The 12,867-nt window shown below is 61.7% G+C and carries 7 protein-coding genes; 6 read left to right on the plus strand and 1 reads right to left on the minus strand.

The features are described from left to right. Nucleotides 1–435: 435 nt before the first annotated feature. Together ACYVDE_RS05955 and ACYVDE_RS05960 are read left to right on the plus strand one after the other, a co-directional pair. Nucleotides 436–1,251, plus strand: coding sequence for a phytanoyl-CoA dioxygenase family protein (locus ACYVDE_RS05955; protein WP_460500569.1), 816 nt, complete (start codon nt 436–438; stop codon nt 1,249–1,251). Between the two features lie 104 nt (nt 1,252–1,355). Beyond that, nucleotides 1,356–2,135 carry an SDR family NAD(P)-dependent oxidoreductase gene (locus tag ACYVDE_RS05960; RefSeq protein WP_460500570.1) on the plus strand — a complete coding sequence of 260 codons (780 nt, stop codon included), beginning with the start codon at nt 1,356–1,358 and terminating at the stop codon, nt 2,133–2,135. An 85-nt stretch (nt 2,136–2,220) separates the two neighbouring features. Here ACYVDE_RS05960 and ACYVDE_RS05965 read toward each other — a convergent pair whose 3' ends face one another. Further along, nucleotides 2,221–2,901, minus strand: coding sequence for a phosphatase PAP2-related protein (locus ACYVDE_RS05965; RefSeq protein ID WP_460500571.1), 681 nt, complete (start codon nt 2,899–2,901; stop codon nt 2,221–2,223). Between the two features lie 156 nt (nt 2,902–3,057). Between ACYVDE_RS05965 and ACYVDE_RS05970 the strand changes: the two genes are divergently transcribed. From ACYVDE_RS05970 to ACYVDE_RS05985, 4 genes are all read left to right on the plus strand, one after another. Then, complete coding sequence (locus tag ACYVDE_RS05970) at nt 3,058–4,377, plus strand: zinc-binding metallopeptidase family protein (RefSeq protein WP_460500572.1); 1,320 nt, start codon at nt 3,058–3,060, stop codon at nt 4,375–4,377. Between the two features lie 238 nt (nt 4,378–4,615). Then, the gene (locus tag ACYVDE_RS05975) at nt 4,616–7,471 is read left to right on the plus strand and encodes a M4 family metallopeptidase (protein WP_460500573.1); all 2,856 of its coding nucleotides are present in this window, start codon (nt 4,616–4,618) and stop codon (nt 7,469–7,471) included. A gap of 326 nt (nt 7,472–7,797) precedes the next feature. Beyond that, complete coding sequence (locus tag ACYVDE_RS05980) at nt 7,798–10,215, plus strand: M4 family metallopeptidase (protein ID WP_460500574.1); 2,418 nt, start codon at nt 7,798–7,800, stop codon at nt 10,213–10,215. Between the two features lie 318 nt (nt 10,216–10,533). Next, nucleotides 10,534–12,540 (plus strand): M4 family metallopeptidase, encoded by a 2,007-nt coding sequence (locus ACYVDE_RS05985; protein WP_460500575.1) that lies wholly within the window; start codon nt 10,534–10,536, stop codon nt 12,538–12,540. The last annotated feature ends 327 nt before the right edge of the window (nt 12,541–12,867 follow it).

Below are 12,867 nucleotides of genomic sequence, written 5' to 3' on the forward strand. Positions count from 1 at the left end.
GCGGCGGCGCGGGCGGCGGCCAAGTCGGCGCGCGGGTTGGCGCTCTGGCTGAAATCGTGCACCACGCGCTGGCACTGCCCGCAGAAATTTTCCTGCGCGTGCGGGGTGAATTCGGCCGGGCTTACCGGGCAGGGATTGAGTCTGGCGTTGAACGTAGGGAGTAGCAGCATGGCGTTGGCAAAGTAAAGCGCGGCCTCCGCGCAAATACTCCAACGTGCTGGCTCGGTGTGGCAGTATGCGGGCCGGTGCGGGCCACAAATTCACCTGCCGTTCACCCGGCCGGGCCGAATTTTGAAGTCGATAAAAACCCCTTTGCCACGGCGCGGTTATAGCCGCCGCGCCTCCCAGGCCCGGCCAGTGCCGGGCAGGGGCCGCGCCCTACCTATTACCTTTGCGTGACGCTGGGCACCCCCGGCGGCCGCTCTATTTTCTGCTATGGCTTTATCTGCTGATTATCCACGCTTCACCCTCGGCAGTGCCCTCACGGCCGAGCAACGGGCTTTTTTTGCTAAATACGGTTTTCTTCACTTTCGCCCGTTTGCCTCGCCCGAGCACGTCCGCCAGATTCTGCAAGCCACTCAGGAAGTGCAGGCTAAATGGCTGGCCGAAGGCGTGGAGAAAGTGAACGGCGTACCCATCAAGTACGGCCACGACGTCGACGGCTCGCGCATTGTGCAGCGCTTTGCTTTTGCCTCGCAGCACCATCCCGTGCTGCACGAATTGCTTCAGGACGACCGGTTCAAAGCCCTGTTTCCGCTGCTCGAAGCCGAAGGCGGCCGCGTGGGCGAAAACGAGAAGGACGGCCTTGTGGTGAACCACTACGTGAACGTGCCCGGCTCCGAGTTCAGCCAGATGGGCTGGCATACCGACTCGCTGCGCGACGTATTCTACGGCAAGCGCATCGGTCCCATGCTGAACGTGGGCCTGCACCTCGACGGCACCAAAGCCACCAACGGCGGCCTGCGCGTGATACCCGGCACCCACCGCCAGGGCCTGCACAAGATGCTGTTTCGCAAGAAGTACTACAAAGACGTGTACTACGACCCCAACGAAATGGCCATCGAAACCGAGCCCGGCGACCTCACCGTGCACGATGGCCGCATGTGGCACCGCGTGGCCCAGTCGCCGCTCATCGGCGAGGCCAGCCGCCGCCGCGTGATGTACGTGCCCATCATCGCGGGCAAGTACCAGCCCAAAAGCGAAGACAGCCCCACGCCGTTCTACCTGCGCTTTTTGCACCTCGTTAAGTAATCAATGGGTGAGTGAGCGAATGGGTGAATGAGTGAATGGGATAGCATGGTTTGCCTCCCAATCATTCACCCATTCACTCATTCGCCCATTCACTCATTGTAACTATGTACGCACTCGTTACCGGCGCTTCGCGCGGCATTGGCCGGGCCATTGCCCTTCAACTGGCCCAGCGCGGCTACGACCTGCTGCTCGTGGCGCGGTCTGAAGACCAGCTCACCGCCCTGGCCCAGGAAATCGGGGCGAAATACCAGCACCAGGCCAAAATCCTGGCCACCGACCTGGCTGCCCCCGATGCTGCCGCCACTGTAGCTGCCTGGGCTACCCAGCAAACCAGCCAGCTGGCCGTGCTAGTGAACAACGCCGGCTATGGCCTCTGGGGCCGTTTCGAGCAGCTCAGCCTGGCCGAGCAGCAGAACATGCTGCAACTGAACATGCACCTGCCCGTGGCCCTCACGCACGCGCTACTGCCCGCCCTGCGCCAAGTGCCGAAGGCGTATATTCTGAACGTGGCCAGCACCGCCGCCTACCAGGCCGTGCCCTCGCTCACGCTCTACGCCGCCAGCAAGGCCTTTTTGCTGAGTTTCAGCCGTGGGCTGCGCTACGAGTTGAAGGATAGCAACATTGCGGTGAGCTGCCTGAGCCCCGGGGCCACCACCACCAGCTTCGCCGACCGTGCCGGCATGGGTGCCGAGCTGCAAGCCACCGCCAACAAAGTATCGATGACCGCCGAGGCCGTGGCCGAAACCGCCGTAAACGGCCTGTTGGCCGGCGAGGCTGAAATCATCCCCGGCGTGCTCAATAAGGTGTCGGCGGGCCTTACCAGCGTGGTGCCCAAGGGCCTCGTGGAGAAAATAGCCGCCGGCATCTACGAGAAGTATTTGTAGCCGTAGCGCATTGTAGCGTGGACTTTTAGTCCGTGAGTAAAAGCAGTGCAGTTGCTTGACTCGCAGACTAAAAGTCCGCGCTACATCACTTCCGGCTGATGCGGCCGGCCAGCCAGTAGGCGGCCCAGGCGAAAAACGGTGCGGCCAGCACGTCGTAGGAATAATGCACGCGCTGGATGAGCACCAGCAGGCCCACGGCCCCGGTGGCCAGTCCCAGCGCCCACCGCCAGCGGCGGCTGCGGCTGGCCAGGGTCAGCAGCATCATGGTGGAGGTGTGGCCCGAGAAGAACAGGTCGCGCACCACCGGCTGGGTGGTGACGCCGAACAGATGGTCCACGAGCGGGTCGCTGAGCGGGATGAGCGCAGCGGGCGGGTCGAGCGGCAGCAGCCACAGCGTGGTCATGCGCATGAGCTGCAGCAGGTAGTAAGCCCACAGCGTTTGCAACAGCCGCTGCGGGCGCGGCAGCAGGTACGACAGCGTGGCCGCAATGGCCCCGTAAATGAGGGCGAAGATGAGCGCCGAATGGTCCTGAGCTGGTAGCAGAGCCAGCAGTGGGTCGGCCAGCAGGCGGCCGGACCGGCCCTGCACAAACTGATAAAAGCCCGGCAGCACCGGCAGCAGTCCCAGCAATAAGCCCAGCACAAGCCCCAGCCGAACCCGGAAGCCGCGCCGGGCCCAGGCGGCCGGCCACGCCCGGCGGCCAGCGGCAGGAGTAGAAACCGAAGATTGCGAAGGAGCGGGGGGCGGAACCAGAGCAGTAGCCACGAGCAAGGAAGGAATTGACGCGGAAGGAAAGGCGGAAAAACAACCGGCAAATTTACGCCATTGCCTGAGCAGTAGCGCGCAAACGGGTAATGCGGGTGTAACATTGCCGGCCGGCCCAAACGTGCCATGCTTCCCACTTGCTTTTTCGCTTGCCGTATGCAGTTTTTACTCCGCGCTTTGCCCGCCAGCCTGGGGCTGGCCTTGGCCATCTTCAACAGCGCCCATGCCCAAAATGCCGCCCTTGATGCTCGCATTGCCCAATTAGCGACGCAGGAAGAAAGCAAAGTCGTTGCTTGGCGGCGCGACATTCACGAGCACCCCGAGCTGGGCAACCTCGAAACCCGCACGGCCGCCCTCATTGCCGCCCACCTCAAAAAGCTGGGTCTGGAAGTGCAAACCGGCGTGGCCCGTACCGGCGTAGTGGGCGTGTTGCGTGGTGGCAAGCCCGGCCCCGTGGTGGCCCTGCGCGCCGACATGGATGGCCTGCCCCTCACCGAAAGCAACGACCTGCCCTTCGCCTCCAAGGTAAAAACCACCTACCTGGGCCAGCCCGTGGGCGTGATGCACGCCTGCGGCCACGACACGCACGTGGCCATGCTCATGGGCGCCGCCGAGGTGCTGAGCCAGGTGAAAGCCGACCTGCCCGGCACCGTCAAGTTCATTTTCCAGCCCGCCGAGGAAGGCTCGGTGCCGGGCACGGTGGGCGGGGCTAAGCTCATGGTGCAGGAAGGCGTGCTCGACAAGCCCAAGGTCGATGCCGTGTTCGGCGTGCACATTCAGGCCCAGACCGAGGTGGGCAACCTCTCGTACCGCCCGGGCGGCGAAATGGCCTCGTCCGACCGGTTCACCATCACGGTGCACGGCAAGGGCGCACACGGCGCCTACCCCTGGAACAGCGTTGACCCGGTGGTGACTTCGGCCCAGATTATTATGGGCCTGCAAACCATCGTGAGCCGCGAAATGAAGCTGACCGACGACGCAGCCGTCGTCACGGTGGGCACCGTGCACGGCGGCGTGCGCTACAACGTCATTCCGCCCGACATGGAGCTGTCGGGCACCATTCGGGCGCTGAACCCGGAGACGCAGAAGCAGATTTGGGCCAGCATCCGCCGCATTGCCACCAACATTGCCGCGAGCGCCGGGGCTACCGCCGATGTCAGCATCGAGCCCTACGTGCCCGTCACGACCAACGACCCCGCCCTCACGGCCCGCATGCTGCCTACGCTGCGCGCCGTGGCCGGGGCCGAGCACGTGCGCGAAATCAAAGCGGTAACCGGGGCCGAGGACTTTTCCTTTTACCAGGAAAAGGTGCCGGGCCTGTTTCTGTTCGTGGGTGGCATGCGCAAGGGCCAGGACCCCGCCACTGCTGCCGACCACCACACTGCCGGTTTCCGCATCGACGAAAGCGGCTTAGCGCTGGGCGTGAAGACCCTGGCTACGCTGGCCGCCGACTACCTCACTGCCCCGGCCCGCTGATAACGGGGTGAAATACGCTTCATTATTCGTTCATTATGAGAATAACTTAACGAATTTTGGGAAAATACAAATTGCACTTCACCAAGCCTTCACCAAACGTATAAAATTTCGGTATTACTGTTCATATTTTCAAAAAAATAGGCCTTGGTACCGTGGGTAAGTATAGTTTGCGGTCGCTTTACAGCAATTATTTGCAAAAAGCGGAAAACAAACTCACTCCCACCACCACCACTTTTTTATGAAAAAACAGTACTCTGCCGCAGCTCTGCTGATGCTCGGCACACTGGCAACCGCGCAGGCACAAGATGCCTCCCGCATTGCGAACAAAGTTGTCGGCAAAGATGGCCAGCCCGAGCTGGTGCAGTTCTCGGCCGAAGGCAAAGCCGCCCTGCGCGGCCTGAGCGGCGACCAAGTGCTGCGCCAGCAGCTGGGCCTGCGCCAAGATGACCAAATGGTGCAGCGCACCGCCGAGGCCGACCAAATCGGCTTCGTGCACCAGAAGTTCAACCAGCTCTACCAGGGTATTCCGGTGGAGCACGCCAGCTACACTGTACACAGCAAAGGCGGTGTGGTGGAAAGCATCAGCGGCGACTTCGAGAAGATTGAGGGCCTGAACACCACGCCTTCGCTGAGCGAGAAAACGGCCCTGGGCCGCGCCCTGGCCAGCGTGGGCGCCCGCTTGTATAAGTGGCAGACCAACGATGCCGATGCGGCTTCCTTCAAGCCCACCGGCCAGCTGGTGATTGTGCGCGACAACCGCACCGAGAACGGCCCGCAGGTACTGGCCTGGAAATTCAACGTGTACGCGGCCCAGCCCGTGAGCCGCGCCTACATCTACGTCGATGCCCACAGCGGCGACGTAGTGCTGACCGACAACATCATCAAGCACGCCGGCACGCCCGCCACGGCTACGTTTGCCACGGCCTACAGCGGCACCCGCTCGCTGGCCGACGAAACCGCCACCGGCGGCTACCACCTGCGCGAGTACACCCGCGGTAACGGCATCGAAACCTACAACTGCAAAAAGAGCAACAGCTACACCGCCGCCACCGATTTCGTGGACGCCGACAACAGCTGGACGGAGTACAACAACGCCAACTTCGACAACGTGGCCGGCGATGCCCACTTTGGCGCCCAAACTACTTACGACTACTGGAAGGCCGTTTTCAACCGCAATTCCTACAACAACGCCGGCGCCACCATCAAGAGCTACGTGCACTTCGATGACACGCCCGGCGACGGCGTGGGCTACGAAAACGCCTACTGGGACGGCACCGAAATGACCTACGGCGACGGTGCCAGCACCTTTAAGCCCCTGACGGCGCTCGACGTGTGCGGCCACGAAATCGGCCACGCCGTGTGCGAAAACACCGCCAACCTGACCTACTCGAACGAGTCGGGTGCTATGAACGAAGGCTTCTCCGACATCTGGGGCGCCAGCGTGGAGGCGTTTGGCGTGGCCAAGTACAGCCTCACCGGCAAGTCGACCTACCTCATCGGCGAGGAAATCATGAAGGCCGGCGGCGCCCTGCGCTCGATGAGCAGTCCCAACACCTACCAGCAGCCCGCCTACTACAAAGGCACCTACTGGTACACCGGCACTTCCGACAACGGCGGCGTGCACACCAACTCGGGCGTGCTCAACTACTGGTACTACCTAATTTCGGCTGGTAAAACCGGCACCAACGAAAAGGGCCTGAGCTTCTCGGTGGCCGCCCTCGGCCTCGACGCCGCCGCTAAAATTACCTTCCGCGCCGAAAGCGTGTACCTGACGGCTTCGTCGAACTACGCCAACGCCCGCACCTACACCATCAAAGCCGCCCAGGACCTCTACGGCGTGGGCTCGACCCAGGAGCAGGCCGTAACCAACGCCTGGTATGCCGTGGGCATCGGCGCAGCCTACAGCGGCGGCACCACGCCTCCCCCTTCGGGCAGCTACTGCGCTTCGCAGGGCAGCAGCGTGGCCTACGAATACATCGCCCAAGTGGCCCTCGGCAGCATCAACCGCACCTCGGGTGCTGATGGCGGCTACTACGACGGCACGGCGCTGAGCACCAGCATCGCCCAGGGCTCGGCCCAGACCATCACCTACAAGGCCGGCTTCGTGTCGAGCGCTTACACCGAGTACGTGAAAGTGTACATCGACTACAACAAGAACGGCGTGTTCACCGACGCCGGTGAGAACGTGGTTTCGGGCACGGTATCGTCGGCCACGGCCGCTACCGGTACCTTCACGGTGCCTAGCACCGCCAGCACCGGCACCACCCGCATGCGCGTGGTACTGAGCGACAACTCGGCCACGACGAGCTGCGGCAGCTACAGCTACGGCGAAACCGAAGACTATACCGTTAACATCACCACCGGCGGCACCACGCCTCCGCCCACGGTTACGTACTGCGCCAGCAAAGGCAGCAGCGTAGCCTATGAGTACATCGACCTCGTGCAGCTCGGCAGCATCAACCGCACGTCGGGTGCCGATGCCGGCTACTACAATGGCACGGCTACCAGCACCAGCATTGCCGCCGGCTCGTCGCAAACCATCAGCTTCTCGGCTGGCTTCACCGGCACGGCTTACTCGGAGTACGTGAAAGTGTACATCGACTACAACCAGAACGGCGTGTTCACCGATGCCGGCGAACTGGTGGTAAATGCCGCCGCCAGCACTTCGGCTACTACACGCACCGGCACCTTCACGGTGCCCACCACGGCCAAGAGCGGCGCAACCCGCCTGCGCGTGGTGCTGAGCGACAACTCGGCCACGACGAGCTGCGGCAGCTACAGCTACGGTGAAACCGAAGACTACACCGTCAACATCACCGGCGGCACCTTCGCCCTGAACGGCCCGGCCGTGGCCGCCACCGGCAGCACCCTGGCGGTATACCCCAACCCGACTTCGGACCGCCTGCACCTGGTGCTGCCCGGCAACGCTGAGCCGGTATCGGTAACGGTACTCGACGTGCGCGGCGCTACGGTAACCACCGCCCGCTACGAAGGCAACGGCGTGCTGAACGTGTCGGGTCTGGCCAACGGCCTGTACGTGGTGCGCGTGAACGACGGCACCACCTCGTTTGCCCAGCGCTTCACGAAGGAATAACCTCCTGCTGCGCTAACCAAAAAGGGCCACCGGCATTGCCGGTGGCCCTTTTTTTGTGGCTAGTGCCTGGTTATTAGTTGTCTAAAAACGAATTGCGGCTGGGCCGGTGAGGTGAATGGCAAGGGGGAGCTAGGAGCGCAAGTACCTATATCTAGTAGGAATATAACTAATAAAATAATAATTTATAATTAGTTAATAATTAATGAAATTTTAATGAACAATTGCGAAATGTTCAAATAAGAACGTCATATTGCCGAACAATTCGCAACCAAATGGCGTGCTGATTGAGAAATAAACACCCACCAACACTCACCAAAATTTCTCCTATGGTTAACAAGTACTCGGCTGCGGCCCTGTTGGTTTTTGCTTCGCTGGCTTCGGCCCGGGCGCAAGATGCAGCAAGAATTGCAAATAAAGTAGTCGGCCGCGACGGCCAGCCCGAGCTGGTGCAGTTTTCGGCCGAAGGCAAAATGGCCCTGCGCGGGCTGAGCGGCGACCAGGTGCTGCGCCAGCAGCTGAGCCTGACCAACGCCGACCAGATGGTGCAGCGCACCGCCGAAACCGACGAGCTGGGCTTTGTGCACCAGCGATTTGCGCAATACTACCAGGGCATTCGCGTCGAGCACGCCGACTATATTGTACACAGCAAAGGCGGGGCGGTAGAAGCCATCAACGGTGACTTCGAGAAGATTGCGGGCCTGAGCACTACGCCGACCGTAAGCGAGCAGGCTGCCCTGACGCAGGCGCTGAACAAAGTAGGAGCCCGCAAATACATGTGGCAAACCAGCGAAGCCAATGCCGAGGCGTTTAAGCCCACCGGCGAGCTGGTGATTGTGCGCGACAACCGCGTGGAGAATGGCCCGCAGGTATTGGCCTGGAAATTCAACGTGTACGCCGCCCAGCCCGTGAGCCGTGCCTACGTGTACGTGAACGCCCACACCGGCGACGTGGTGCTGACTGATAACATCATCAAGCACGCGGCGGCTACCGGCAGCTTCGCTACGGCCTACAGCGGCACCCGCTCGTTTGCCGATGAAACGGCTACCGGCGGCTACACCCTGAAGGAGTATACCCGCGGCCTTGGCATCGAAACCTATAACTGCAAAAAGAGCAACAGCTACACGTCGGCCACGAGCTTCATCGACGCCGACAACAGCTGGACGGAGTACAACAACGCCAACTTCGACAACGTGTCGGGCGATGCGCACGTGGGCGCGCAGGCCACCTACGACTACTGGAAAAACGTGCACGGCCGCAACAGCTTCGACAACGCCGGCGCCAAAATCAAGAGCTACGTACACTTCGACGACACGCCCGGCGACGGCGTGGGCTACGAAAATGCCTACTGGAACGGCTCGGTGATGACCTACGGCGACGGCGCTTCGCGCTTCCGCCCTCTGACGGCCCTCGACGTGTGCGGCCACGAAATCGGCCACGCCGTGTGCGAAAAAACGGCCAACCTGACCTACTCGAACGAGTCGGGCGCCATGAACGAAGGCCTGTCCGACATCTGGGGCGCGTCGATTGAGGCGTACGCAGTAGCCAGCCTGGGCTTCACTTCGGGCGGCGTAAAAGCGAAGTCGACATGGCTGATTGGTGAGGAAATCGACAAGCAGCAGGCCGCCCTGCGCTCGATGAGCGACCCCAAGTCGCTGGGCCAGCCGGCTTACTACAAAGGCCAGTACTGGTATGCGGGCACGGCCGACAACGGCGGCGTGCACACCAACTCGGGCGTGCTCAACCACTGGTACTACATCCTGGCGGTGGGCAAATCGGGTACCAACGAAGGCGGCGGCACCTACAGCGTAACCGGCGTAGGCCTGAGCGCCGCGGCCAAAATCACCTACCGCATGGAAAGCGTGTACATGACGGCCAGCTCGACTTATGCGCAGGCTCGTACTTACGCCATCCAGGCCGCCACCGACCTGTATGGCGCCGGCTCGGCCCAGGTAACGGCCGTAACCGATGCCTGGTTTGCCGTGGGCGTGGGCGCAGCCGCCGGTGGCGGCACGGGCGGCGGCACCACGCTGTCGTATTGCACCAGCAAAGGCACCTCGCAGGCCTACGAGTACATCAAGCTCGTGCAGCTGGGCAGCATCAACCGCACCTCGGGCGCCGATGGTGGCTACTACAACGGCACGGCTACCAGCACCAGCGTAGCCGCCGGCTCGTCGCAAACCATTACGTACCAGACCGGCTTCACCGGCACGGCCTACGCCGAGTACTTCCGCATCTATGCCGACTGGAACCAGAACGGCGTGTTCACCGATGCCGGCGAAACGCTGGTTTCGTCGACCAACACCACGGCAGTAACCACCACGCGCAGTGCCACCTTCACGGTGCCCACCACGGCTAAGAACGGTGCCACCCGCCTGCGCATCGTGATGAGCGACAACTCGGCTACCAACAACTGCGGCACCTACAGCTACGGCGAAACCGAAGATTACACCATCAGCGTAACCGGCGGCACCATTGCCGCCCTGAACGGCCCCACCGGCGAAACCCGCGCCGAGCTGCGCACGCTGAGCCTGTTCCCGAACCCGGCTACCGACGTGCTGAACCTGGCGCTGAGCGGCAATGCCACCATCGCCAGCGTAACGGTGCACGATGTGCGTGGGGCCCGCGTAGAAGGTGCCACCTATAGCGAAGGCACGCTGCACATTGGCAACCTGGCCAAGGGCATGTACACCCTCACCGTGAGCGACGGCGAGAAAGTGTACCACCAGCGTTTCGTGAAGGAATAGGTCTTTCTGAGCTAGAACAGAAAAGGGTCGTCGGCATTGCCGGCGACCCTTTTCTGTTTTCTGGGGTGAGCAAGGCGTACATACCGTATGGGCCAGCGGAATAGCTAACGGCAAAGCTCGGCTGGAAGCATCGAAAGTATTTGGTAGCAATAATTTATCAAAACAGCCGGCAAATAGAGTTGCGGAGCCGGTAAATGAATTAAAAAATGATTAAAATAAATTGTGATAAATGTAATGAACTGGGTATATTTATGGGCAATTGATAGTAATTGCTGTCTGATAATTGAAGATTTTCATTCACTCTAATTTTTTGCTCTGATGATAAACAAGTACTCTGCCGCAGCATTGCTGCTCTTCGCTTCGTTTGCTACGCAGGTAGCCAAGGCTCAGGAGGCCCGCATCGCAACCAAAGTATTGGGCGAAGATGGCCAGCCTGTGCTCGTTCAATTTAATGCCCAAGGCAAGGAGGCCCTCCGCGGAGTAGCCAGCGAGCAGGTGCTGCGCCAGCAGCTAGCCCTCGGCACCAACGACCAGCTACGTGCTGCCCGCGTCGAAACCGACCAGCTTGGGTTCACGCACGAGCGGTTTTCGCAGTATTACCAGGGTGTGCGCGTGGAGCACGCCGAATACACGGCCCACCGCAAAGGCGGAGCGGTTGAGTTCATCAGCGGCGACATCGAGAAGATTTCCGGCCTGAACACCAGCCCCACGCTGAGTGCTCCGGCGGCCCTCACCCGCGCCCTGGCGCACGTGGGCGCCACGAAATACATGTGGCAGGACTTGGGCGAAGAAACCCTGCTGAAACAGGAAACTGGCAAGTCATCGGCTAGCTACTACCCGCAGGGCGAGCTGGTGATTGTGCGCGCTGCCCGCGCGGCTCAGTCTGAGCATCTGAACCAGCTCACGCTGGCCTGGAAGTTCGATGTATACGCCCAGGAGCCGGTGAGCCGCGCCTATATCTACGTCGATGCTCACTCCGGCGAAATCGTGCAGCAGGACAACATCATTAAGCATGCCGACGCGACGGGCAGCTTTGCCACGGCCTACAGTGGCACCCGCTCGTTTGCCGATGGCGCCACTACCGGCGGCTACTTCCTGCGCGAAACCGGCCGCGGCAACGGCATCCAGACGTTCAACATGAAAAAGGGCACCCAGTATGCCCGCGCCGTTGACTTCATCGACGCCGATAACAACTGGACGGCGGCCGAATACAACAACGCCAACTTCGACAACGTGGCCGGCGACGCCCACGTGGGCGCCGAAGCCACCTACGACTATTGGAAAAACGTGCACGGCCGCAATTCCTACAACAACGCCGGGGCCATCATCAAGAGCTACGTGCACTACAGCCGCAGCTACGAAAACGCCTACTGGGACGGCACCCGCATGACCTACGGCGACGGTGCCACCCGTTTCCGCCCCCTGACGGCGCTCGACGTGTGCGGCCACGAAATCGGCCATGCCGTGTGCTCCAGCACCGCCAACCTGACCTACTCGAACGAATCGGGCGCCATGAACGAAGGCTTGTCCGACATCTGGGGCGCGTCGATTGAGGCGTACGCCGTGGCGAACCTGGGCTTTACTTCCAGCGGCCCGAAGGCGAAATCGACCTGGCTGATTGGCGAGGAGATTGACAAGCAGCAGGCCGCCCTGCGCTCGATGAGCGACCCCAAGTCGCAGGGCCAGCCCGACTACTACAAGGGCATCAACTGGTACACGGGCACCAGCGACAACGGTGGCGTGCACACCAACTCGGGCGTACTCAACTACTGGTACTACCTGATTGCCAACGGAAAGACCGGCACCAACGAGAAAGGCGTGGCCTTCTCGGTAACCGGCCTGGGCCTTGATGCCGCCGCTAAAATTACCTTCCGCATGGAAGATGTGTATATGACGGCCAGCTCGACCTACGCGCAAGCCCGCACCTATTCCATTCAGGCTGCAACCGACCTGTACGGGGCCGGCTCGACGCAGGTGACCTCAGTGACCAACGCCTGGAACGCAGTGGGCGTGCTCACCGGCGCAGCCCGCACGGCCCAAACGACAAGCAGCCCCGCCGTGGTTAGCACCAACGCCCTCACCGTGGGCGACAGCCACGCCCTGAGCCTGTACCCCGTGCCGGCCACCAACGAGCTGCACCTGCTGCTCGACGGCAACAGCCCCATCGTGAGCGTGCGCGTGAGCGACCTGCGCGGTGCGACCGTGACCACGGCCCGCTACGACGGCAACGGTACCCTCGACGTGAGCAGCCTGGCCAAAGGCATGTACATGCTGAGCGTGAGCGACGGCAGCCAGACCTTCCGCCAGCGCTTCGTGAAAGAATAGGTCCTTCCCGGACGGGAGATTGGAAAGGGCCACCGGCATTGCCGGTGGCCCTTTTTCGTGGGGGCGGAGTGCTTCGCGGTTCGTCGTGCTACGGCAATTGTGAACACGTGATTTCGGCTGATATTCAGCGCAAACCGGCTGGCAGATGTGGCGTTATCCCGTATCTTGGGGGCGGCGTATGCTACTAAAACTTTCCACTTTGCCCATGGAAAACCGCTACCCCCCTCTATTTTGTGTCCGTTTCGGGCGTCGCCTGCGGCTTTACGGCGCCCTGCTGCTGGTGCTGCTAATGGCCCTGGCCCGGCCCGCCACGGCGGGCGCGCCGCC

The sequence above is a fragment of the Hymenobacter agri genome, from assembly GCF_054778495.1.